Genomic DNA, 21756 nt, shown 5'->3' on the forward strand with positions numbered 1-21756 from the left:
GCCACGGAGCACCGCGCGGCGCCCGTCCGACGCATCCGTAGGCCGCCTGCCCGGGCCGCTCACCAGCCCGCCCGGCCAGGCCACCCAGGGGAGACCCGCACCATGGCAACACTCTGCCGCCCGGCCATCGCCGTACCCGAGAACGTCATCACCCTCGACCAGACCCTCGACCTCGCCCGCAGCCTGCACGCCGGCCACCCCCAACTCGGCCTCGCCCTGCGGCTGATCGAGAACACCGGGGTGCGGACCAGGCACCTGGTCCAGCCGATCGAGCAGACCCTCACCCACCCGGGCTTCACCGCGCGCAACGAGGTCTACGAGCGGGAGGCCAAGCTCCGCGTCCCCGAGGTGGTCGAACGGGCCCTGGGGCACGCCGAGTTGGGCGCCCGGGACATCGACCTGATCATCTACGTGTCCTGCACCGGCTTCATGATGCCGTCGCTGACCGCCTGGCTGATCAACGCCCTGGGCTTCCGCTCCGACACCCGCCAGCTGCCGATCGCCCAGCTCGGCTGCGCGGCCGGCGGCGCCGCCGTCAACCGCGCGCACGACTTCTGCCGCGCCTACCCGGGCGCCAACGTGCTGATCGTGTCCTGCGAGTTCTGCTCGCTCTGCTACCAGCCGACCGACCTCGGCGTCGGCTCACTGCTCTCCAACGGCCTGTTCGGGGACGCCGTCGCCGCCGTGGTGATGCGCGGACACGGCGGCACCGGCGTGCACGTCGAGCGCAACGGCTCGCACCTCGTCCCGGACACCGAGAACTGGATCTCCTACGGGGTCAAGGACACCGGCTTCCACTTCCAGCTGGACAAGCGGGTGCCCGGCACCATGGAGATGCTCGCCCCGGCGCTGCGCGGCCTGGCCGTCGAACACGGCTGGGACGTCTCCGGGTTGGGCTTCTACATCGTGCACGCCGGCGGCCCGCGCATCCTCGACGACCTCTGCCACTTCCTGAACCTGGAGCCGGCCACCTTCCGGTACAGCCGCGCGACGCTGACCGAGCGCGGCAACATCGCCAGCGCCGTCGTCTTCGACGCGCTCGCCCGGCTGTTCGCCGACGGCGGCGTGGCCGACGGCACCACCGGCCTGATCGCCGGTTTCGGGCCCGGCATCACCGCCGAGATCTCGCTGGGGAGTTGGGTCGGCGAGCCGGTCGAGGCCGCCCGCCGACGGCCGCGGGCCATCTCCACCTCGGACATCACACTCGTCCATCCGAGCGCCCCCCGGCGTTTCCCGGCCGGCACTACGATCACCGAATGACTGACACCACGCACCAGGCGGACACCGACGACAGATCCGCCGAACTCGCCACCCTCTTCCCCGCGTTGCACGCCCCGCAGTACTGGACCTGGGGCCGGTACGACGCGCTGTTCTCCACCGTGCTGCCGCCGGACGAGCTGGTGACCAACATCCACCTGGTGGGCTTCGCGGACGACAAGGTGGTCCTCTGCCGGGACGACCGGGACCACTGGTTCCTGCCCGGCGGCACCCGGGAGCAGGACGAGAGCATCGCCACCTGCCTGGTGCGCGAGCTGCGCGAGGAGGCCGGCGCCCGGCTGCTCGGCGAGCCGGACTGGCTCGGCGCGCACCGCTGCCGCACCGAGGACCCGACGCCGTACCGGCCGTGGCAGCCGCACCCGGAGAAGGCGTGGCTGTGGGGCTGGGCGGAGGTCGCGGTGGACTCGGCGCCGACCAACCCGGCGGACGGCGAGCAGGTGGTCGAGGTACGGGCGGTGCCGGCGGGCGAGGCGCAGCGGCTGCTGCTGGCCGGGCACGACGCCTGGTGGGGCGAGCTGATCGGGCTGGCCGTGGAGCTGCGGCGGCGGGCCGGGCGGGGCTGATCCCCCGCCCCTCCGAGCCCCCCGCTCCGAGATATTCCCGCCAGGCCGGAAGACCACTGGAACGGCCGAACAACAGAGAGCATTGTCCGTTTTGCGGTGATATGACTCGGCCATGGACACCAACATGCTGGCCGTGGACTACCCGGTGCTCAACATCTTCTGGACGATGCTGGAGCTGTTCCTCTGGATCCTCTGGTTCTTCCTGCTGTTCAAGATCATCACGGACATCTTCCGCAGCCACGACCTGGGCGGCTGGGCCAAAGCCGGCTGGCTGCTCCTGGTGATCGTGCTGCCGCTGATCGGTGTGCTGGCCTACGTGATCGCCCGCGGGAAGTCGATGAGCGAGCGGGACGCCGCCCAGGTCCGGCAGAGCGAGGCCGCCGTCAAGGCCTACATCCGGGAGGCGGCCGGAACCGGCACCCCCGGGGGCGGCGGCAGCCACGTCGACGACCTGGCGAGACTGGCGGACCTGAAGGAGAAGGGCGCCATCTCCGAGGAGGAGTACCAGAAGGCCAAGGACAAGCTCCTGGCCTGACCCGATCCGACCCGACCCGCACGGCGGCCGGGGCCGGCGGACGCGCAGACGTCCACCGGCCCCGGCCGCGGCGGTCAGCCGCTCAGCACCTCAGCGCCCCAGCCGCTCAGCGCCGCCCGGAGCGGCGGTCACCCGAGGCGTCGCCGCCGGTCAGGCCCGCACGGCGCAGCGCGTCCGCCATCGCACTGTTCGCCAGCGACGCGCCACCGCCGGAACCGCCCGAGCCGCCCGAGCCGCCGGAACCGCCCGAGCCGCCGCCCTGGCCGCGCCGGTCCTGGCCGCCGCCCCGGCGCTCCTGGCGCGGCGGGCGGGCCTGCCGCTCGCCGCGCTCACCGCCCCGGCCCCGGTCGCCGCCGCGCTCACCGCGCTCGCCCCGGTCACCACGGTCGCCGCCCCGGTCGCGACCGACCTCGTCGTCCAGCCGCAGGGTCAGCCCGATGCGCTTGCGCGGCACGTCCACCGAGACGACCCGGACCTTCACGATGTCGCCCGGCTTGACCACCTCGCGCGGATCCTTGACGAAGGTCCTCGACAGCGCCGAGACGTGCACCAGCCCGTCCTGGTGGACGCCCACGTCGACGAAGGCGCCGAACGCGGCCACATTGGTGACCACACCCTCCAGCACCATCCCGACCTCCAGGTCGCCGATCTTGTCGACGCCCTCCTTGAAGGTCGCGGTGCGGAACGCCGGGCGCGGGTCGCGGCCCGGCTTGTCCAGCTCGCCGAGGATGTCGGTGACGGTCGGGATGCCGAAGACCTCGTCGGCGAAGTCGCCCGGGCGCAGGGCCCGCAGCCGTTCGCCGTTGCCGATCAGCCCGCTCAGCTCCCCGCCGGTGGACGCCAGGATCCGGCGCACCACCGGGTACGCCTCGGGGTGCACGCTGGAGGCGTCCAGCGGGTCGTCGCCGTCGGGGATGCGCAGGAAGCCCGCGCACTGCTCGAAGGCCTTCGGGCCCAGCCGGGAGACGTCCTTGAGCTGTCGGCGGGTACGGAACGGGCCGTTGGCGTCACGGTGAGCCACGATGTTGTCGGCCAGCGTGCCGGTGATGCCGGAGACCCTGGTCAGCAGCGGCGCCGAGGCGGTGTTGACGTCCACGCCCACGGCGTTGACGCAGTCCTCGACCACCGCGTCCAGCGAACGGGAGAGCTTCACCTCGCTCAGGTCGTGCTGGTACTGGCCGACCCCGATCGACTTCGGGTCGATCTTGACCAGTTCGGCCAGCGGGTCCTGGAGACGGCGGGCGATCGAGACCGCGCCGCGGATCGACACGTCCAGCTCCGGCAGCTCCTGCGAGGCGAAGGCGGAGGCCGAGTAGACCGAGGCGCCCGCCTCGCTGACCATCGCCTTGGTGAGGTTCAGCTCGGGGTGGCGCTTGAGCAGGTCCTCGGCGAGCTTGTCCGTCTCCCGGGAGGCGGTGCCGTTGCCGATCGCCACCAGGTCGACGTCGTGCTTCTTCGCCAGCGCGGCCAGGGTCGCGAGCGCGGCGTCCCACTTGTTGGCGGGCTGGTGCGGGTAGATCGTGTCGTACGCGACGACCTTGCCGGTGGCGTCCACCACCGCGACCTTCACCCCCGTCCGGAAGCCCGGGTCCAGGCCCATGGTGGCGCGGGTGCCGGCCGGCGCGGCCAGCAGCAGATCGCGCAGGTTGGCGGCGAACACCCGCACCGCCTCCTCCTCGGCCTCGGCCCGCAGCCGCGACCGCAGGTCGATGCCGAGCCGGACCAGGACGCGGGTGCGCCAGGCCCAACGGACGGTGTCGCCCAGCCACTTGTCGGCCGGGCGGCCGTGGTCGGCGATGCCGAAGCGGGCGGCGATCCGCCGCTCGTAGTCGTTCTCGCCGGGCAGATCGCCCTCCTCGCCGTCGTACGGCGAGAGGTCGAGGTCCAGCACCTCCTCCTTCTCGCCGCGCAGCATCGCCAGGATGCGGTGCGAGGGGAGCTTGGTGTACGGCTCGGCGAAGTCGAAGTAGTCGGCGAACTTGGCGCCGTCCTGCTCCTTGCCGCCACGCACGGTGGCCACCAGCCGGCCCCGGGTCCACATCCGCTCGCGCAGCGAACCGACCAGGTCGGCGTCCTCCCCGAAGCGCTCCACCAGGATCGCCCGGGCGCCCTCCAGCGCGGCGGCCGGCTCGGCGACGGACTCGTTCAGGAACCGGGCGGCCAGCGCCGCCGGATCCTGCGAGGGATCGGCGAGCAGCGTCTCGGCCAGCGGCTCCAGGCCCGCCTCGCGGGCGATCTGCGCCTTGGTGCGCCGCTTCGGCTTGAACGGCAGGTAGATGTCCTCCAGCCGGGCCTTCGAATCGGCGGCCAGCACCTGCGCGCGCAGCGCGTCGTCCAGCTTGCCCTGGGCCCCGATCGACTCCAGGACGGCCGCCCGGCGCTCCTCCAGCTCCCGCAGGTAGCGCAGCCGCTCCTCCAGGGTGCGCAGCTGGGCGTCGTCCAGGGAGCCGGTGACCTCCTTGCGGTAGCGGGCCACGAAGGGCACGGTCGCGCCGCCGTCGAGCAGCTCGACCGCGGACTTCACCTGCCCGTCGCGAACGCCCAGTTCCTCGGCGATCTTGCGCTCGATCGCCTGCTGGGCCTGCCGGGCCACCTGTTCGACTGGCGTGGTCACGAAGCCGGTCACCTTCTCCTTCAGTGCTTTCGCCGTACGCCCTGCATTCTGGCAGGTGCCGGGGACAGCTCCCGGCCGCACCCGGGGCGGCCGGGCGTGGCGCCCTCCGCCCGCGACCCCAACCAGACTCAAGCAGTGCCCCGTTGCGCCTTCCTACGCTGACGCGCATGGACACCTCCCCCGCACTGGACGCCTCCCGCCCGCCGGACGCCGCCCGGCTGGACGAACTCGCCGCCGCCAAGTACCTGCTGTTCACCACCCACCGCAAGAACGGCACCCCCGTGCCCACCCCGGTCTGGGTGGCGCGCGACGGCGACGCGCTGGTCTTCACCACCGTCACCCGCACCGGCAAGGTCAAGCGGCTGCGCAACCGCTCCGACGTGCTGGTCGGGCCGAGCGACATCCGCGGCACCCTGCTCGGCGAGCAGGTCCCGGCCACCGCCGTCCTCGACCCCGGCCGCGCGCCCGCCTACCGGAAGCTGCTGCGCCGCAAGTACGGGCTGCTGTGCGCGATCGCGCTGACCGCGAACGTGCTGCGCTTCGGCAAGGGCGGGACGATCGGCGTGCGGGTCACGCTGAACTGAGGCCGGCCGTACGCATTCCGGGAATCCGCTGAAGGGCACCGATCCGCGCTGTACGCTGCCGGGCATGTGCGCTGCCACCCGGATGCACCCCGACGGACTGGTCATCGACGCGGCCCTGGTACGGCGGTTGATCTCCGCCCAGTTCCCGGACTGGGTCGGCCTGCCGGTCACGCCGGTCACCTCCACCGGGACGGACAACGCGATGTTCCGCCTCGGTCCCGAACTCGCCGTCCGGCTCCCCCGGGTGGAATGGGCGGCCGGGGACGTCCGCCGCGAGAAGCAGTGGCTGCCCGCGCTGGCCCCCCGACTGCCACGGCCGATACCCGCCCCGCTCGCGGTCGGCCGGCCCGCCGCCGGCTACCCCTGGGAGTGGTCGGTGCTCCGCTGGTTCGAGGGCGCCAACCCGGTCGTCGGCGCCCTCGCCGCCCCCGGCGCACTCGCCCGCGACCTCGCCGCCTTCGTCAACGCCCTGCGCGCCGTCAACCCGGCCGGCGGCCCGGCCGGCCACCGCAGCGTCCCGCTCGCCTCCCGCGACGGCGCCACCCGCGCGGCCATCGCCCAACTCGCCGGAGCGGTCGACACCCACGCCGCAACCGCCCTGTGGGACAAGGCGCTTCGCCTCTCCGAGTACGCCGGCCCGCCCTCCTGGATGCACGGCGACCTCACCCCCGGGAACCTCCTGCTCGACCGGTCCGGCCGGCTCGGCGCCGTCCTCGACTTCGGCCTGATGGGCGTCGGCGACCCCACCTCCGACCTGATCGTCGCCTGGAACCTGCTGCCCGCCTCGGCCCGCCCCGCCTTCCGCGCCGCCCTCCGCGCCGATGACGCCATGTGGGCCCGCGGCCGCGCCTGGGCCTTCTCCATCGCGCTGGTGACGATCCCCTACTACCGTCACACCAACCCGGGCCTCACCGCCAACGCCCGCCACGTCGTCCGCGAGGTACTCGCCGACCGCAGCACCTGACCGGGCACTGCCGCCCGACCAGCAGGGCGGCACTCCCGCCGCCGCCGTCGGCGACCGTTGCTATGGTTCTCCCCGCCACTACGGGTAGGGGGACGACTTGGCACGCAGAAGCAGTGTGATCGACGTCAGAGTGAGCCGGCGGGTGCTGTGGGTGGGCGGCGACGCCTATCCGCTCCACAACATCGCCCGGGCCCGGCAGTTCCAGCTGCTGCCGCCCAAGCGCGCGCGGGTGATCATCCGGTTCGTCCGGCAGGTGATCGGCCTGCTGGTGGCCACCGCCCTCCTCGGTTCGCTGCTCGGGAGCGGCGCGAACCAGGAGACGACCAAGAACGTGATCGGCGTGGTGGCGCTCGTGCTCTTCGCGGCCAGCCTCTACCGGCTGGTCAAGCGGCTGCAGATGCGCACGGTCTACCAGCTGATCATCGAGACCTCCAGCTCCTCGAACACGGCGGTGGTCAGCCACGACGCCCAGCAGGTCGGCAACCTGATCCAGCTGATCATGGAAGCGATCGACAACCCGCTGGCCGAGTTCGCGCTCCAGGTGGAGAACGTCCACATCGGCGACCAGATCAACCAGTACGGCGACCACAACACCGGAAAGAAGGTCAGCCTGTGAGCGGCGGCATCCACTTCGGGGACTCGGTCACCCAGCACGGCGACCACAACATCGGCATCATCAAGCACCAGGGCCCGGCCGACCCGCAGACTGCGATGCGCGAACTCATCGCCGCCGTACGCCAGTTGCGCGAGCAGGTGCCGGCCGAGGACCGCGAGGTGCTGGACGAGTCGCTGGCGGACCTCGGCAACGGGCAGGCCACCCCGCCCGCCACCCTGCGCCGCGCCCTGCGCAACATCTCCGGCGTCGCCGCCCTCGCCGCCGCCGGCGCCCCGGTGGTGGAGTCGATCCGCCGCATCCTGGACTCGCTGAGTTCCTGAGCGGCGGCGGGCGGCCAGCCCGAAAGTCATACCGGGTCAGAGACCTTCCTCAGTCAAGGAATCCTGCTAGCCTGACGCCATGAGCGGACTGCGGGAACGGAAGAAGGAGCGGACGCGGCGGGCGATCTCCGAGGCCGCGATCGCGCTCTTCCTGGAGCGCGGCTTCGACCCGGTCTCGGTGGCGGACGTCGCGGCCGCCGCCGAGGTGTCGAAGCCGACGCTGTTCAGCTACTTCTCCACCAAGGAGGACCTGGTCGTCCACCGCTTCGCCGACCACCAGGACCAGGCCGCCGGCGTGGTCCACGGCCGGGCGGCCGGCGAACCGGTGCTGGCCGCCCTGCACCGGGACTTCCTGGACGGGCTCGCCCGGCGCGACCCCATCACCGGGCTCAACGACGACCCCCGGGTCCTGGCGTTCAGCGATCTCGTGCACTCCACGCCGAGCCTGAAGGCCCGGGGCGCCGAATACCTCGCCCGCGCCGAACAGTCCCTCGCCCGGGCGCTGCACGAGGCCCCCGACCTGGCCCCGCCCCGGCGCCTCACCGCACCCCTCCTCGCCGCCCAGGTCACCGCCGCCCAGCGGGTCCTCGCCGAACACAACTGGCACCGGATCCGGGACGACGGCCAGACCGCCGACGAACTCCACTTCGAGGCCGCCACCAACGCCGACCGCGCCTTCGAACTCCTCACCGCCGGCTACGAAGGCGCCGCCGGGCACCCGGGGCCCACCGGGCGCCGGGGCCCCGCCTAACACGGAGGCCCCACCGGGCATCGGGGGCCCGCCGGCCCCACGGGCACCGCTGGTTAGAGTGCCGCGCATGACAATGCGTCAGCTCACCTTCGAACGGCTGCACAACTTCCGCGACCTGGGCGGCCACCCCGCCGCCGACGGCCGGTCCGTCCGCCGGGGCCTGCTCTACCGCTCCGACTCACTCGGCAAGCTCACCTCGCCCGCCGACCTCGACCGGCTCCAGGCCCTCGGCGTGCGCACCGTGATCGACCTCCGCTACCCCTGGGAGATCGCCGCCAAGGGCCGGGTGCCCGACTACGAGGGGCTGGTCTACCACAACCTCTCGATCGAGCACCGCCCCTACGACCAGGCCGAGATCGACCCGGACGTCGACCCCTGGCGGCACCTCGCCGACCGCTTCGCCGAGGTCGCCGAGGACGGGGTGGAGGAGATCCACGAGGCCCTGGAGGTGATCGCCGCCGCCGAGGAGCCCGTGGCCTTCCACTGTGCCTCCGGCAAGGACCGCACCGGGCTCATCGCCGCCCTCGTCCTCACCCTGCTCGGCGTCTCCGAGGACGACATCGCCGCCGACTTCGCCCTCACCGAGCTGGCCACCCCGCACCTCATCGCCGAGTGGCACGCCGCCCACCCCGGCCGCACCCTGCGCTGGCCCGGCTACGGACGCGCCCCCGAGACGGTCATCCGCCTCGCCCTCGCCGACCTCGCCGCCCGCCACGGCTCGGTCGAGGACTACGCCACCGTCACCCTCGGCTTCTCCCCCGCCCGGATAGCCGCCCTCCGCTCGCGCCTGCTCACGGCCTGACCTTGCCCGACGGGCCGTCAACGGCCAAGAAGATGAAGGGAGTTCACTCGAACACAGGTTGACCTAAACATGTCATGTCGCATTGCCCCCGCCTTCGCCGCGCTGCCAGGATCGGGCCACTGCCCAGACGAACCAACGGGAGAAAACCATGAGGATGCGTTCCGTTCTGCCCGTCGCCCTGCTGGCCGTGGCCGGCCTGTTCGCCGGCGTCAACACCGCCTCGGCGGCGGGGTACCCCGGCTACCAGTGCTTCAAGACCGCCGACCGCGTCGAGTACTGCAGCGACGCCAAGGTCAAGAACCACACGGCGGGCTCCAACTGGATCAAGACCTGCCCGGCCGACGTCGTGGCGCACATGGGCAAGCCGTACATCGCGGCGAAGCGCCCCTCCGCCGCGCACAGCTGTTAGCACCGGGCACCAGGAACACCGAGCCCGCCCGGCAGACGCCTGCCGGGCGGGCTCGACCGTTGGCGCGGGCGGCCGCTAGCGGCGGCGCGGGCCGCCCGGGCGGCCGCCGCTGCGCGGCTTGCGGGTGCCGCGCGCGCCGGTGGCGGCGGCGGCCGGGGCGGGGGCCGTGGCGGGCCAGTGGGTGGGCCGGGTGAGGGTGGCCGGCAGGCGGGTGGTCGCGTCGCCGCGGGCCGCGTTCAGCTGGGCCTGGGTGAGGAAGAGGGCCTCGGTGAGGTCGGCGCCGGAGAGGTCGGCGTCGCGCAGGTCGGCGCCGACGAGGTCGGCGAGGCGCAGGTCGGCGCCGCTGAGGTCGGCGGCGACGAGCAGGGCGCCGCGCAGGTTGGCCCCGCGCAGGTCGGCGCCGCGCAGGCGGGCACCGAAGAGGTCGGCGCCGCGGTGTTCGCGGCGGCGGGGGACGGCGGCGCGGACGAGTTCGCTGGCGCGCAGCAGCAGGTCGCTGACGCGCTGCCGGTGGGCGGGGACGTCGACGGCGAGGATCTCCTCGGGGGTGCCGCCGGCGAGCCGGTCGGTCTCCTCCAGGGCCTGCCGCAGGTCGGCGTGGACCGGGCGGGCGGGGGCGTAGCCGAGCGCCTCGGTGAGGTACCAGAGCAGTTCGTGGAGCTGGCGCACCACCGGGAAGACGTCGTACATGGGCTTGGCGTCGGCCGGCGCCTCGCGCCAGCTGCGGCCGCCGAAGGTGACCTGGGAGACGCGCTGCCCGGCGCCGAAGCAGTCGTAGACGGTGCAGCCCTGGAAGCCCCGGTCGCGGAGGCGTTCGTGGATGCCGCAGGTGAAGTCGGTCTGCAGGTTGCGGCACGCGCTGCCGGCGGCCTTGTCGACGGCGAAGTCGGTGCCGGCGCCGAAGGGCAGGGCGACGCAGCAGAGGCCGAAGCAGCTGGTGCAGTCGGAGCGCAGCTCGGTCGGCTGAGCCGCCGTGGGGTGCTGCGGCGGCTCGGTCTCGCGCACGTCGTGTGGTCCTTCCAGCGTGGGCACCGGCCGTCCGGTGCCTCGGACCGCCAAGCCTACTTGGCGCTGGTCACACCCACCCCACCCCCGGTAAGGTGTCAATCGACAGTGCACCTATTACGAGGTGCACCCATGACGCAGTGCGCCCATGGCATACGGGGGTAGGAGTGCAGGACCCGAGCATCAACGAACTCGTCCGGATGTGGATCGCCGGCTGGAGCGTCTCGCGCGGCGCGGCCGAAGCGGTGGACGAGCCCTGGGGCTGGACGATCGACGTCGGTGTGGTCGGCCACGTCGCCCGGCACGTGCTGCCCGAGCCGGCCGAGCCCGACGTCCGCAAGATCGCCGAGGCCACCACCGCACCGGGCACCTGGCTGAAGCTGTTCACCGAGGAAGCCGTCGCCCGGCCCTGGCTGGGCCCGCAGTGGCGGCTCGACCAGCCGGGGTACCTGATGACCGCCCCGCTGGGCACCGAACGGCCCGAGGTGCCGGCCGGCTACACGGTGACCACCTGGACCCGGGGCGGGGTCGTCCGGACCCTGGTCCGCACCGAGGCCGGACACCTCGCCGCACGCGGCCAGGCGGGCCTGGCCGGCCCCGTGGCCGTCCCGGACCAGATCGTGACCGCGCCCGAGCACCGGCGCCGAGGCCTGGGCGCCCTGGTGATGCGCACCCTCCAGAACGCCGGGCACCAGGCGGGCGCCGACACCGCCGTCCTGGTCGGCACCCCGGACGGCCGGGCGCTCTACACCGCGCTCGGCTGGACCACCCGCTCCCCGATGGCGAGCCTGTTCTACGAGCCCGCAGCCGAACCTGCGGCCGAACCCGTCGCAGAACCCGCAACCGAACCCGCCGTAGAACCCGCAGCCGAGCCCGGAGCCGAGTAGGGCAGCAGCTCGGCCCGCTTCGGCGGCCGGCCGTCGCCGGAGGAGCGCCCGGTGAGCCGGCGGCCGATCCACGGCCCCAGGTGGCCGCCCAGCCAGCGGGCGTCGGCGCGCAGCCGCTCGGCCCGGCCGGGCGGGGCGGCGGGCGGCAGCGGGGCGCGCCAGTCGAAGGCGACGGGACGGCCGAGCGCCTCCAACACCCCTTCGGCGACCCGGCGGTGGCCCTCGGGCGACAGGTGCAGGCGGTCCTCGCCCCAGAGCCGGCGGTCGTCGAAGCAGGGGGCGGCGAACAGGTCGACGACGGCGACGCCCTCGTCCTGGCCTAGCTCGTGCACGAAGGCCTTCATCCGCAGGATGGCCGGGAGCAGCCGGGCGCTGCCCGCCATCCTGCGGGTCGGGTCGGTGCTGGTGAACAGCACCACGGTGGCGCCGGTGGCGCGCAGTTCCTCGGTGCAGCGGCCGAGCAGCCGCTCGACCCGGGCGATGTCGCAGCCGGGGCGCAGCGCGTCGTTGAGGCCGCCGACGAGGGTCACCAGGTCGGCGCCCATCGCGGTGGCGGCGGGGAGCTGCTCGTCGTGGATCTGGCCGATGAGCTTGCCGCGGACGGCGAGGTTCGCGTAGCGGAAACCGCCGTCACCCCCGGCCTCGGCGGCGAGCGCGTCGGCGACCCGGTCGGCCCAGCCCCGGTAGTGGCCGTCGGGCAGCAGGTCGTCGCACATGCCCTCGGTGAAGGAGTCCCCGACGGCGACGTAACTGCGGTAGGTGGTGGGCACGGGCGGTCTCCGCTCTCCTCCGATGGCTCCGTGGCCCGACGATGCTACGCGGCCGGTCCGGGCACCGGCATCGGACCCCGGCACCGGCACGAGCACGGGTGCCTAACCCGCGACAGGCACCCCGTCGTCCGCCGTGCGGGGGGTGAACCAGTGCTCGCGGACGGCGTCGGTGGGCCGCTGCTCGCCGAGGGCGGGCAGGCCCCACTCCCCCAGCGCCTCGATCACCGGGCGCAGTTCGCGGCCGCGTTCGGTGAGCTCGTAGACCGTGGCGTTGGCGGGCCGTTCGAGCCGGCGGCGCAGGGCCAGGCCGTCGCCCTCCAGCTGCTTGAGCCGGGCGGCGAGGATGTCGGTGGAGACGCCGGGCAGGTCGGCGTGCAGGTCGGTGTAGCGGCGCGGGCCGCCGAGGAGTTCACGGACGATCAGGAGGCTCCAGCGCTCCCCCACCGCGTCCAGGGCGCGGGCGACGGCGCAGTACTGGTCGTAGCTTCGGCGTGACATGTGGATCAGCATAGCCAAAAGGTTGGACTTTCCAAGTACCAACTTGGTAGAACAAAGCATCAGCAACGATGCGGTGGTGACGGTCGGGAGGCCGCAGTGGAGTTTCGGCAGTCCAGCAAGCTGAACAACGTGTGCTACGAGATCCGCGGCCCGGTGGTCGACCAGGCCAACGCCCTGGAGGAGGCCGGGCACAGCGTGCTGCGGCTGAACACCGGCAACCCGGCGCCGTTCGGCTTCGAGGCGCCCGAGGAGATCATCCAGGACATCATCCGCAACCTGCCCAAGGCGCACGGCTACAGCGACTCGCGCGGCATCCTGCCCGCCCGCCGCGCGGTGGTGCAGTACTACCAGCAGCGCGGCGTGACCGGAGTCGGCGTCAACGACGTCTACCTCGGCAACGGCGCCTCCGAGCTGATCCAGATGGCCGTCACCGCGCTCGTCGACGACGGCGACGAGGTGCTCGTCCCGATGCCGGACTACCCGCTGTGGACGGCCGTGGTCCGGCTGGCCGGCGGCAAGGCCGTGCACTACCTGTGCGACGAGCAGGCCGACTGGTACCCGGACCTCGACGACATCGCCGCCAAGATCACCGCCCGCACCAAGGCCATCGTCGTCATCAACCCCAACAACCCCACCGGCGCGGTCTACCCGAAGGAACTGCTGGAGGGCATCCTCGACCTCGCCCGCCGCCACCAGCTGATGGTCCTGGCCGACGAGATCTACGACAAGATCCTCTACGACGACACCGAGCACCACTGCCTCGCCGCCCTCGCCGACGACGTCCTCACCCTCACCTTCAACGGCCTCTCCAAGGCCTACCGGGTGGCCGGCTTCCGCAGCGGCTGGCTGGTCGTCTCCGGGCCCAAGCAGCACGCCGCCGACTACCTGGAGGGCCTGACCATGCTCTCCGGCATGCGGCTGTGCCCCAACGTGCCCGCCCAGTTCGCCGTCCAGGCCGCGCTCGGCGGCCACCAGTCCATCAACGACCTGGTGCTGCCCGGCGGCCGGCTCACCGAACAGCGCGACGTCGCCTACAAGGCCCTCAACGAGATCCCCGGCGTCAGCTGCGTCAAGCCCAAGGGCGCCCTGTACGCCTTCGCCCGGCTCGACCCGGCGGTGCACCGGATCGTCGACGACGAGCAGTTCGTGCTGGACCTGCTGCTCCGCGAGAAGATCCACGTCGTCCAGGGCACCGGCTTCAACTGGCCCCGCCCGGACCACTTCCGCTTCGTCACCCTGCCCCGCGCCGACGACCTGGAGACGGCCATCAACCGCATCGGCCGCTTCCTCGCGACGTACCGGCAATCCTGACGCCTAGGCTTGTCGGCCATGACCGTCCTGCGTTCCGTCGCCCTGTTCGTCGTCGCCGCCCTCGCCGAGATCGGCGGCTGCTGGCTGATCTGGCAGAGCGTGCGCGAGCAGCGGCCGTGGTGGCTGGCCGGGCTGGGGGTGGTGGTGCTCGGCGGGTACGGCTTCGTCGCGGCGCTCCAGCCGGACAGCCACTTCGGCCGGGTGCTGGCCGCGTACGGCGGGGTGTTCGTCGCCGGGTCGCTGCTCTGGGGCGTGGTCGTGGACGGCTTCCGGCCGACCCGCTACGACGTGGTGGGCGCGCTGGTCTGTCTGGCCGGGGTCGCGGTGATCATGTACGGGCCCCGGCGCTGAGCGCACTGGGCCCGCCACGCACTGGGCCCTCCACGCACGGGGTCGTCCACGCACGGGGCCCCGGCGTCGAGGTGCCGACTCCTCGACGCCGGGGCCCGGCAAGCCGGTTCGGGGACTACCAGCCCCAGCCGCCGCCCTGACCGTCGTCGTCGTGGTCCGAGTCCCAGCCCTCGCCGACGTTGCGCAGGATCGTGTAGTTGTCGATCTGCGTGCCGTCCTCGGCCAGCGCGGTCACCTTCATGGACGACTTCTGGCCCAGGTGGGCCGGGGTGACGTCGACCTTGATGAAGGAGTAACCGGTGTAGCGCACCCGCGACCACTGGATGGTCTCGGGGACCTTCACCTTGCCCTTCCCCCAGTAGTAGGTCTTCACCTCGTCCTGGTGGTTCTCGTGCCCCTCGTAGGTGTCCGGCACGTCGAACTTGTACAGGCTGCGGCCGGCCGCGCCCGCGGTCACGTAGACGACGCCGTCCTTCGCCGGCTCGATGGTGGCGCCGCTCGGCACCTGCTTCGAGACCTTGTTGCCGAGGATCGCGTCGGTGCGCTCGTAGATGTGGTTGTGGCCGTTGATGACCAGGTCCACCCGGAACTTCTCGAACAGCGGCACCCAGGCCTCGCGGACACCGCCCTCAGAGGCGTGCGCGACGGTGGTGGAGAAGGCGCAGTGGTGGAAGAAGACCACGACGAAGTCGATCGTCTCGTCGTTGCGCAGGTCCTTGAGGGTGCGCTCCAGCCACTTGGTCTGCTTGTTCGCCGAGATGCCCAGGTTGGCCGGGATCTCGTAGGAGACGTCGTTGGCGTCGAGCGAGATGACGCCGACGTTCTTGTAGCGGAAGGTGTAGACGCCGGGGACCTTGCGCGGGTCCGGGCCGTTGTCCGGGAGGAAGAAGCGGGTGTTCTCGCCGCCGTACCCGTTGGGCGAGTACCAGGCCTCGATGTCGTGGTTGCCGTAGGCGACCATCCACGGCACGGTCGCCGCGACCGTCTCGGTCTGGACCAGGAAGTCGTCCCAGGTCCTGGCGTTGTACACGGACTTGTCGGGGTCCGTGCCGGAGCCCGCCGGGTCGGCGTAGCAGATGTCGCCGGCGTGCAGGTGGAAGGACGGCTTCTGGGCCAGGATGACGTGGTCGTTGCCGGCCGCGTGCGAGCTGACGCCCTGGTCGCCGAAGGCGGTGAAGGTGAACGGCTCGTAGACCTTGCCCCAGCGGTGGTCGCGGGAGGGCGCGGTGCGGAAGGTGTGCAGGGTGGAGATCTGCTGCTGCGAGGCCGGGTCGAAGCCCTCGTGGCCGACACCGTAGTAGTAGGTGGTGTCGGGGTGCAGGTCCTCCAGCGCCACGTGCAGGTAGTACTGGTCCACCGGCTGGCTGTTCGGGCTCAGCGCCGGGGTGTGCAGGGTGCGGACCTCGGCCTGGAGCTTGTGGCTGAGCTCCCACGGGGTCTTGCCGAAGCGCAGGAACGGCTTCTTGACCGGCGCCGGGACCTGCCAGGAGATGCGGAACTGGGTGTCGGGCTCGGGCCCGAACTGGAGGTGGCGCCCGATCGGCGCGACCAGAGAACCGTCGACACCGGCCGTCGTGGCACCGGTCAGCAGCTGCGGGCTCGCCGGCGCGGCGAAGGCCGTTCCACTGCCCAGCGCGCCGCCGACGGCGACGGCACCGACGGTCACGGCGCCGGCGCGCAGCATCCGGCGGCGGGAGAAGCGGGCCCGCAGGTACTCGTGCTGCTCGGCCGTGCTCATGCGGTCCGCGAGCTTGGCCGGTACGCCCATGTGAGGGATATCCATGCGCGGGACTCTTCCAGCGGCGCGTTGACCGCACACGGACGCGGGGTGAACGGGCCGCAGCGCGCCGCCCATTCGAACGCCAATGTTCGACCATGATCAGGTAAAGGAGCGCGTCCGCCCCGGACCGACCCCGGATCATGGCCCCGCCCGGCGGCGCGGCCTGAGCCACCGTCGGCGCCGCCGCGGACGGGGGCGCTCAGCCGGAGGGCTCGTCCCAGGTGGAGGGGGACCGGTTGCCGGTGCCGTCGCAGGTGCGGCAGATCTCGTCCCGGTAGGCGTGCTTGGCGCCGGTCGCGTCCACCCGGTAGCGGACGTACACCCCGGTGCCGTCGCAGAGGAAGCAGTTGCCGCCCCCGCCGCCCACCTCGGTGGTCCCGGTGCCCTGACAGGTCCGGCAGCTGAGGCCGGCGGTCCGGCCGGTGCCCGCGCAGATCCGGCAGACCGTCGTCATCGTCGTCCTCCCTGGGCGGAACCGCTGGCAGCCACCGGTCATGGTAGTGGGACCGCCGAGGGCGGCGTCCAGCGGATCCTGCTCGGCCGCCGGATCGGCCAACCCCGCTGCGTCCCAACCGTGATGAGGACGGATCGACTCCACCGTCCGCTACTCCGCCAGGCCCTCGCGGACCCGGCGGGACACCGAGATCAGCTGGAGGTCGAGCAGCCCGGGCGGGTCGGCCAGCCCGGGGCCGCCCGCGTGCACCCAGGCGGCTATCTCGTCGATCATGTCGTCCGCCAGCACGAAGCCCAGCCAGACCGGGCGCCCGCCCGCCGCCCGCCCCTCCCCGGAGGGGCCGACCACCACCACGTTGGACTGGGTGCACACGTCCAGGCACTTGACCGCGCGGACCCGGCCCGCCGCACCCACCGCCGCCCGCAGCCGCTCGTACTGCCCGGCGTGGTCCACCCCCGGGTGCTTGGCCTCGGTGCCGCAGCAGCAGCCCCGGCAGACGGTGACGGTCACCGGGGAGGCGGCCGCCTGCTTGCGGTCCCGGTCTCGGCGGCTCATCGGCTCTGGAACTCCTCCTGGTCACGGGGCACGCTGCACGCGCAGCCTACCTGGCATGCCAAGAGGCACTGCCGGGTACCGGGTGCCGGGGTTCGGCGGCGGTCCGTAGGATGCCCCCATGGGACACGCGACCACCGAGAAAGCCGTACCGCGGATGCGCCTGGACGCCTCCAACGCGGCCAAGGTCGCGACCACCCTCCAGGCGCTGGCCACCCCCTCCCGGCTGCTGATCCTCGCCGAACTGCGCGAGGGCCCGCGCGCGGCCACCGAACTCGCCGACGCCGTGGGCATGGAGCAGTCCGCCTGCTCCCACCAGCTGCGGCTGCTGCGCAACCTCGGCCTGGTCGTCGGCGAGCGCCGGGGCCGCTCGGTGGTCTACTCCCTGCACGACGACCACGTCGCCGCCCTCCTCGACCAGGCCGTGTACCACGTCGAGCACCTGCGGCTGGGCCTCACCGACGAGCGCTGAGGCCACACCCGCCCCCGTCTCCTACGCGGTGGCCTGAGCCGCCGCGCGGCCGGCGGTGCGGCCGGAGAAGAGGCAGCCGCCGAGGAAGGTGCCCTCCAGGGAGCGGTAGCCGTGGACGCCGCCGCCGCCGAAGCCGGCGGCCTCGCCCGCGGCGTAGACGCCCGGGAGGGGTTCGCCGTCGGGGCGCAGGACGCGCGCGGAGAGGTCGGTCTCCAGGCCGCCGAGCGACTTGCGGGTGAGGATGTTGAGCCGGACGGCGATCAGCGGGGCGGCGCCCGGGTCGAGGATGCGGTGCGGCGGGGCCACCCGGATCAGCTTGTCGCCGAGGTAGCGGCGGGCGCCGTGGACGGCGGTGACCTGGAGGTCCTTGGCGAAGGGGTTGGCGAACTGCCGGTCGCGGGCCTCGACGGCGCGGCGCAGTTCGGCGGGGTCGATCAGCGCCTCGCGGGTCCTGGCGTTCATGCCGCGGGCGAGGTCGGCGAGGTTGCCCGCGACGACGAAGTCGGGCCCGTGCCGCAGGTGGCTTTGGACCGGACCGGGGGCGCCGGGCAGGGCGCGGCTGAGGACGCCGCGCACGGACTTCCCGGTCAGGTCCGGGTTCTGCTCGGAGCCGGAGAGGGTGAACTCCTTCTCGATGATGCGCTGGTTGAGCACGAACCAGGTGTGCCCGTACCCGGTGGACATGATGTGGTCGAGCGTGCCGAGGGTGTCGAAGCCGGGGAAGAGCGGGACGGGCAGCCGGTTGCCGCGCGCGTCCAGCCAGAGCGAGGACGGGCCGGGCAGGATGCGGATGCCGTGCCGGGCCCAGATCGGGTCCCAGTTCTCGATGCCCTCGGTGTAGTGCCACATCCGGTCGCCGTTGATGAGGCTGGCACCGGCGTCGCCGGCGATGCCGAGCATCAGCCCGTCGACGTGGGCGGGGACACCGGAGAGCAGTTTGGCGGGCGGGGTGCCGAGCCGGGCGGGCCAGGCCTTGCGGACGAGGTCGTGGTTGCCGCCGATGCCGCCGGAGGTCACGATCACGGCCTGGGCGCGCAGTTCGAACCGTCCGGCGGCCTCGCGCGAGCTGGCCTCGCCGCGGGCCGCCGAACTGGGCACCAGCACCTCGCCGGTGACGGTGTCGGTGACGCCCGCGGTGGCGGCCAGGCCGGTGACCCGGTGCCGGAAGCGCAGGTCGACCAGCCCACGGGCGGCGGCGGAGCGGACCCGGCGGACGAAGGGCTCCAGCAGTCCGGGCCCGGTGCCCCAGGTGATGTGGAAGCGGGGCACCGAGTTGCCCGGGCCGTCGGCGAGGAGGCCGCCGCGCTCGGCCCAGCCGACGACGGGGAAGAAGCGCACGCCCAGGCCGTGCAGCCAGGAGCGCTTCTCGCCGGCCGCGAAGTCGACGTAGGCCTCGGCCCAGCGGCGCGGCCAGGCGTCCTCGGGCCGGTCGAAGCCGGCGGTGCCGAACCAGTCCTGGCGGGCGAGGGCGTGCGAGTCGCGGATCCGCATCCGGCGCTGCTCGGGCGAGTCGACCAGGAAGAGGCCGCCGAAGGACCAGTGCGCCTGGCCGCCGAGCGAGGCCGCGGGCTCCTGGTCGAGCAGGATCACCTTCCGTCCGGCGTCGGCGAGTTCGGCGGTGGCGGCGAGTCCGGCGAGTCCTGCTCCGATGACGATGACGTCGGCGTCCAGGGCCATGCGCAGTCCTCCGTCGCGGCGGGCGGGACGGCGCGCGCGGGGTGGGCGCCGTCGCTGTGCGCCCGATACTGCGGCCTGCGGTGACGTCCGGTCAACCGGCCGGTAACAACCGAGTGCGGCAATTCCGCTCCACACCGTTTCGGAAATGTCTTCGATACACGGTGGAGCGAAATGCGAAATGCGATCTGACGGAATTTCGGAAATTTCCGCGCACGGCATGGACGTCCACGAAACCAACAAGTAACTTACCTGCGAGTAGCCGCGGCCCGGCACGACCCCCACCCGTCGTTTCTCTCCCCCCAGGAGGAACCGTGCTCCGCCCTGCCCGGAAACCCCGATACCTGCGCAGCTCCACCGCGCTCGCCTCCGTCGCCCTGGGCGCCGCCCTCGCGCTCACCTCCACCAGCGCCCAGGCCGCCACCCCGGCGCCCAAGCACCTCGTGGCGCTCGGCGACTCCTACGCCGCCGGCGCGGGCGTGCCCGGCCAGTCGGCGGGCCTGTGCCTGCGCTCCGACCGCAACTACGGCCACCTGGTCGCCGCCGCCCTCAAGGCCGGCGCCTACACCGACGTCACCTGCGCCGCCGCCAAGGTCAAGGCCATGACGCAGCCGCAGTACGACGCCTTCATCCGGGTCAACGACCCGCAGCTGGACGCGGTGACCCCCGACACCGACCTGGTCACCCTCGGCATCGGCGGCAACGACCTCGCGGCCAGCGACCTCGGCCTCGGCGAACTCGTCGCCACCTGCATCGCCGGCGCGGTCGTCAACCCGCTCGGCACGCCCTGCAAGGACGTCTACCACCACGGCTACTGGGACTGGAGCAGCTGGTCCTGGCAGTACGGCAACGACGACCTGGCCGAGCGGATCACCAGCAGCATCGCGCCGCAGGTCGCCGACACGCTGCGGCGCATCCACGCCAAGGCGCCGCGGGCCCGGGTGCTGCTGGTCGGCTACCCGTCCGTGCTGCCCGCCGACGGCCGCTCGTGCATCCTGCGCCAGCCCGTGACCCCGGGCGACGTCGAGTACATGCACGGCGTGCTCGACAAGCTGAACGCCGCACTCAAGAGCACCGCGGCGGCCGGCGGCGCGACGTACGTCGACACCGCCACGCCCACCGCCGGGCACGACGTGTGCTCGGACGACCGCTGGATCGAGGGCGCGCTGCCCGGCTCGCCCGCCGTGCCGTTCCACCCGAACGCCACCGGCGAGAAGGTGATGGCGGACGCGGTGCTCGCCGCGCTGCGGTAGGGCGTGTCTGACAATCCCTAGGCCCCGCAAACCCCGAGGGGGGCGGTGACCGGAGTCCGGTCACCGCCCCCCTCGGGGTTTGTGCTACTCCGACTTGGCGGCCGCGGCGGCCAGGCCGGCCGACCACTTCTCCTCGACCTTGCCGAACTTCCAGTAGGCGATCGCCGCGACCCAGGTCAGCACGAACAGGCCGACGATCGCGTAGCCGACGAAGTTGAGGTCCAGCCCGCCGATCCAGGCGATCGGGCCGCTGGTGATGTCCAGCTTCTCGCCGAGCAGGCCGATCAGCTCGACCAGGCCGATCACCAGCGCGACCAGCACCGACAGGCCGGTGACGGTCAGGTTGTAGTAGATCTTGCGGACCGGCTTGGAGAAGGCCCACTCGTAGGCGAAGTTCATGAACGAGCCGTCGATGGTGTCCAGCAGGCTCATCCCGGCCGCGAACAGGATCGGCAGCGTGAGCAGCGCGTACCAGGGCAGCGAGAACGCGGCCGCGCCGCCGGCCAGCACCAGCAGCGACACCTCGGTGGCGGTGTCGAAGCCGAGGCCGAACAGCAGGCCCACCGGGTACATGTGCCAGGGCTTGGTGACGGCCCTGGTCACCCGGCCGAGGATGCGGTTCATCAGCCCGCGCCGCTCCAACTGGCGCTCCAGCTCGGCCTCGTCGTACTCGCCCACGCGCATCCGGCGGAACACCTTGAGGATGCCGTTGAAGGCGCCCAGGTTGATCAGGCCGAGGAGCAGCAGGAACGTCCCGGAGACGGTGGTGCCGATCAGGCCGGTCATCGTGTGCAGGGTCGAGTCGTCCGCCTCCACCTGGTCGGCGAGCGAGCGGATGCCGAAGGCGAGCAGCGCGCAGAGGCCGAAGACGATCGAGGAGTGCCCGAGCGAGAACCAGAAGCCGACCGACAGGGGCCGCTTGCCCTGGCCCATCAGCTTGCGGGTGGTGTTGTCGATCGCCGCGATGTGGTCCGCGTCGAAGGCGTGCCGCATCCCGAGGGTGTAGGCGGTCAGGCCCATGCCCGCGCCGAACACCTGCCCGCCGACGTTGTAGTGCTCGGGCGCGACCAGCGCGAGCAGGGTGAACCAGCCGACGACGTGCAGCACGAGGATGAAACCGCCCATCCCGGCCAGGCGCATCCACTCCTCCCGGGTGAGCCGGTCACGCCATCTGACGGGCGAGGCACCTGCGGCGGGGCTGGACATCCTGTGGTCCTTTCGGGTGGTCCGGGCGAAGCTGGGCCATCTTTCCCCCCTCGGGGAAGTAGTTGCAAGTCATGTGCAAATGCCGGACGACGGCGAACGGGGGCATA

Annotated in this window: 23 protein-coding genes and 1 pseudogene; 15 read left to right on the forward strand and 9 right to left on the reverse strand. The window is 72.6% G+C overall.

What is annotated here, in order from left to right:
- Positions 1-102: 102 nt before the first annotated feature.
- The 3 genes from A6F73_RS07410 to A6F73_RS07420 all read left to right on the forward strand — a co-directional run bounded on the left by A6F73_RS07410 (position 103) and on the right by A6F73_RS07420 (position 2376).
- Positions 103-1260, forward strand: coding sequence for a type III polyketide synthase (locus A6F73_RS07410; protein ID WP_079135500.1), 1158 nt, complete (start codon positions 103-105; stop codon positions 1258-1260).
- Positions 1257-1841, forward strand: a complete 585-nt coding sequence (locus A6F73_RS07415) for an NUDIX hydrolase (protein WP_079135501.1) — start codon at positions 1257-1259, stop codon at positions 1839-1841. The genes A6F73_RS07410 and A6F73_RS07415 overlap by 4 nt, the downstream gene beginning before the upstream one ends.
- A gap of 112 nt (positions 1842-1953) precedes the next feature.
- Entirely contained in the window at positions 1954-2376 is a 423-nt protein-coding gene (locus A6F73_RS07420) for an SHOCT domain-containing protein (protein WP_079135502.1), read from the forward strand.
- Positions 2377-2482: 106 nt separating this feature from the next.
- Here A6F73_RS07420 and A6F73_RS07425 read toward each other — a convergent pair whose 3' ends face one another.
- Positions 2483-4990, reverse strand: coding sequence for a Tex family protein (locus A6F73_RS07425; RefSeq protein WP_208869060.1), 2508 nt, complete (start codon positions 4988-4990; stop codon positions 2483-2485).
- 167 nt (positions 4991-5157) lie between these two features.
- On the opposite strand from A6F73_RS07425, the gene A6F73_RS07430 reads away from it, so the two are divergent.
- From A6F73_RS07430 to A6F73_RS07460, 7 genes are all read left to right on the forward strand, one after another.
- Positions 5158-5574, forward strand: coding sequence for a PPOX class F420-dependent oxidoreductase (locus A6F73_RS07430; RefSeq protein ID WP_063347049.1), 417 nt, complete (start codon positions 5158-5160; stop codon positions 5572-5574).
- Between the two features lie 64 nt (positions 5575-5638).
- On the forward strand, positions 5639-6538 hold the full coding sequence (locus A6F73_RS07435) for an aminoglycoside phosphotransferase family protein (RefSeq protein ID WP_244293323.1): 900 nt from the start codon (positions 5639-5641) through the stop codon (positions 6536-6538).
- A gap of 115 nt (positions 6539-6653) precedes the next feature.
- Entirely contained in the window at positions 6654-7154 is a 501-nt protein-coding gene (locus A6F73_RS07440; protein WP_159398393.1) for a DUF6232 family protein, read from the forward strand.
- Positions 7151-7474, forward strand: a complete 324-nt coding sequence (locus tag A6F73_RS07445; protein WP_063347052.1) for a hypothetical protein — start codon at positions 7151-7153, stop codon at positions 7472-7474. Before A6F73_RS07440 ends, A6F73_RS07445 begins: the two co-directional genes overlap by 4 nt.
- Before the next feature lie 79 nt (positions 7475-7553).
- Positions 7554-8225 (forward strand): TetR family transcriptional regulator, encoded by a 672-nt coding sequence (locus tag A6F73_RS07450; protein ID WP_063347053.1) that lies wholly within the window; start codon positions 7554-7556, stop codon positions 8223-8225.
- A 67-nt stretch (positions 8226-8292) separates the two neighbouring features.
- Entirely contained in the window at positions 8293-9027 is a 735-nt protein-coding gene (locus A6F73_RS07455) for a tyrosine-protein phosphatase (RefSeq protein WP_079135503.1), read from the forward strand.
- 148 nt (positions 9028-9175) lie between these two features.
- The gene (locus A6F73_RS07460) at positions 9176-9436 is read left to right on the forward strand and encodes a hypothetical protein (protein WP_159398394.1); all 261 of its coding nucleotides are present in this window, start codon (positions 9176-9178) and stop codon (positions 9434-9436) included.
- A gap of 75 nt (positions 9437-9511) precedes the next feature.
- Here the strand turns inward: A6F73_RS07460 and A6F73_RS07465 are convergent, their stop codons facing one another.
- On the reverse strand, positions 9512-10441 hold the full coding sequence (locus A6F73_RS07465; RefSeq protein ID WP_079135504.1) for a pentapeptide repeat-containing protein: 930 nt from the start codon (positions 10439-10441) through the stop codon (positions 9512-9514).
- Positions 10442-10608: 167 nt separating this feature from the next.
- Here A6F73_RS07465 and A6F73_RS07470 point away from each other — a divergent pair, with 167 nt between their 5' ends.
- A complete protein-coding gene (locus A6F73_RS07470) occupies positions 10609-11328 on the forward strand; it encodes a GNAT family N-acetyltransferase (RefSeq protein ID WP_063347056.1) in 720 nt (239 codons plus the stop codon).
- Here A6F73_RS07470 and A6F73_RS07475 read toward each other — a convergent pair.
- Complete coding sequence (locus A6F73_RS07475) at positions 11235-12098, reverse strand: SGNH/GDSL hydrolase family protein (RefSeq protein WP_279634885.1); 864 nt, start codon at positions 12096-12098, stop codon at positions 11235-11237. The genes A6F73_RS07470 and A6F73_RS07475 overlap by 94 nt on opposite strands.
- A 144-nt stretch (positions 12099-12242) precedes the next feature.
- Positions 12243-12596: pseudogene (locus A6F73_RS07480) on the reverse strand (helix-turn-helix domain-containing protein); the annotation flags it as partial.
- 96 nt (positions 12597-12692) lie between these two features.
- Here A6F73_RS07480 and A6F73_RS07485 point away from each other — a divergent pair.
- Complete coding sequence (locus tag A6F73_RS07485; RefSeq protein ID WP_063347057.1) at positions 12693-13907, forward strand: pyridoxal phosphate-dependent aminotransferase; 1215 nt, start codon at positions 12693-12695, stop codon at positions 13905-13907.
- Positions 13908-13925: 18 nt separating this feature from the next.
- Positions 13926-14258 carry a YnfA family protein gene (locus tag A6F73_RS07490; protein WP_063347058.1) on the forward strand — a complete coding sequence of 111 codons (333 nt, stop codon included), beginning with the start codon at positions 13926-13928 and terminating at the stop codon, positions 14256-14258.
- Positions 14259-14373: 115 nt separating this feature from the next.
- Here A6F73_RS07490 and A6F73_RS07495 read toward each other — a convergent pair whose 3' ends face one another.
- The 3 genes from A6F73_RS07495 to A6F73_RS07505 all read right to left on the reverse strand — a co-directional run bounded on the left by A6F73_RS07495 (position 14374) and on the right by A6F73_RS07505 (position 17047).
- On the reverse strand, positions 14374-16041 hold the full coding sequence (locus A6F73_RS07495) for a metallophosphoesterase family protein (protein WP_079135505.1): 1668 nt from the start codon (positions 16039-16041) through the stop codon (positions 14374-14376).
- Positions 16042-16237: 196 nt separating this feature from the next.
- Positions 16238-16492 carry a hypothetical protein gene (locus tag A6F73_RS07500; RefSeq protein ID WP_063347060.1) on the reverse strand — a complete coding sequence of 85 codons (255 nt, stop codon included), beginning with the start codon at positions 16490-16492 and terminating at the stop codon, positions 16238-16240.
- Between the two features lie 150 nt (positions 16493-16642).
- Positions 16643-17047, reverse strand: a complete 405-nt coding sequence (locus A6F73_RS07505; RefSeq protein WP_063347061.1) for a hypothetical protein — start codon at positions 17045-17047, stop codon at positions 16643-16645.
- A gap of 118 nt (positions 17048-17165) precedes the next feature.
- On the opposite strand from A6F73_RS07505, the gene A6F73_RS07510 reads away from it, so the two are divergent.
- Positions 17166-17516 (forward strand): metalloregulator ArsR/SmtB family transcription factor, encoded by a 351-nt coding sequence (locus tag A6F73_RS07510; RefSeq protein WP_063347062.1) that lies wholly within the window; start codon positions 17166-17168, stop codon positions 17514-17516.
- Between the two features lie 21 nt (positions 17517-17537).
- Here A6F73_RS07510 and A6F73_RS07515 read toward each other — a convergent pair whose 3' ends face one another.
- Positions 17538-19193, reverse strand: a complete 1656-nt coding sequence (locus A6F73_RS07515) for an FAD-binding dehydrogenase (RefSeq protein WP_063347063.1) — start codon at positions 19191-19193, stop codon at positions 17538-17540.
- A gap of 311 nt (positions 19194-19504) precedes the next feature.
- Here A6F73_RS07515 and A6F73_RS07520 point away from each other — a divergent pair, with 311 nt between their 5' ends.
- Entirely contained in the window at positions 19505-20443 is a 939-nt protein-coding gene (locus A6F73_RS07520) for an SGNH/GDSL hydrolase family protein (RefSeq protein ID WP_063347064.1), read from the forward strand.
- Between the two features lie 84 nt (positions 20444-20527).
- Here A6F73_RS07520 and A6F73_RS07525 read toward each other — a convergent pair whose 3' ends face one another.
- The gene (locus tag A6F73_RS07525; protein ID WP_063347065.1) at positions 20528-21649 is read right to left on the reverse strand and encodes a HoxN/HupN/NixA family nickel/cobalt transporter; all 1122 of its coding nucleotides are present in this window, start codon (positions 21647-21649) and stop codon (positions 20528-20530) included.
- Between the last annotated feature and the right edge of the window lie 107 nt (positions 21650-21756).

It is taken from the genome of Streptomyces sp. MJM8645, from assembly GCF_001625365.1.
Classification (GTDB): Bacteria; Actinomycetota; Actinomycetes; order Streptomycetales; family Streptomycetaceae; genus Kitasatospora.

Excerpts from the sequence above, each read along its gene's own strand:
- A6F73_RS07420 (WP_079135502.1), top strand. The coding sequence starts at position 1,954 with ATGGACACCAACATGCTGGCCGTGGACTACCCGGTGCTCAACATCTTC.
- A6F73_RS07455 (WP_079135503.1), top strand. The coding sequence starts at position 8,293 with ATGACAATGCGTCAGCTCACCTTCGAACGGCTGCACAACTTCCGCGAC.
- A6F73_RS07515 (WP_063347063.1), bottom strand. The coding sequence starts at position 19,193 with ATGGCCCTGGACGCCGACGTCATCGTCATCGGAGCAGGACTCGCCGGA.
- A6F73_RS07410 (WP_079135500.1), top strand. The coding sequence starts at position 103 with ATGGCAACACTCTGCCGCCCGGCCATCGCCGTACCCGAGAACGTCATC.
- A6F73_RS07510 (WP_063347062.1), top strand. The coding sequence starts at position 17,166 with ATGGGACACGCGACCACCGAGAAAGCCGTACCGCGGATGCGCCTGGAC.
- A6F73_RS07450 (WP_063347053.1), top strand. The coding sequence starts at position 7,554 with ATGAGCGGACTGCGGGAACGGAAGAAGGAGCGGACGCGGCGGGCGATC.
- A6F73_RS07490 (WP_063347058.1), top strand. The coding sequence starts at position 13,926 with ATGACCGTCCTGCGTTCCGTCGCCCTGTTCGTCGTCGCCGCCCTCGCC.
- A6F73_RS07460 (WP_159398394.1), top strand. The coding sequence starts at position 9,176 with ATGAGGATGCGTTCCGTTCTGCCCGTCGCCCTGCTGGCCGTGGCCGGC.
- A6F73_RS07435 (WP_244293323.1), top strand. The coding sequence starts at position 5,639 with ATGTGCGCTGCCACCCGGATGCACCCCGACGGACTGGTCATCGACGCG.
- A6F73_RS07430 (WP_063347049.1), top strand. The coding sequence starts at position 5,158 with ATGGACACCTCCCCCGCACTGGACGCCTCCCGCCCGCCGGACGCCGCC.
- A6F73_RS07495 (WP_079135505.1), bottom strand. The coding sequence starts at position 16,041 with ATGGATATCCCTCACATGGGCGTACCGGCCAAGCTCGCGGACCGCATG.
- A6F73_RS07525 (WP_063347065.1), bottom strand. The coding sequence starts at position 21,649 with ATGTCCAGCCCCGCCGCAGGTGCCTCGCCCGTCAGATGGCGTGACCGG.
- A6F73_RS07505 (WP_063347061.1), bottom strand. The coding sequence starts at position 17,047 with ATGAGCCGCCGAGACCGGGACCGCAAGCAGGCGGCCGCCTCCCCGGTG.
- A6F73_RS07415 (WP_079135501.1), top strand. The coding sequence starts at position 1,257 with ATGACTGACACCACGCACCAGGCGGACACCGACGACAGATCCGCCGAA.
- A6F73_RS07500 (WP_063347060.1), bottom strand. The coding sequence starts at position 16,492 with ATGACGACGGTCTGCCGGATCTGCGCGGGCACCGGCCGGACCGCCGGC.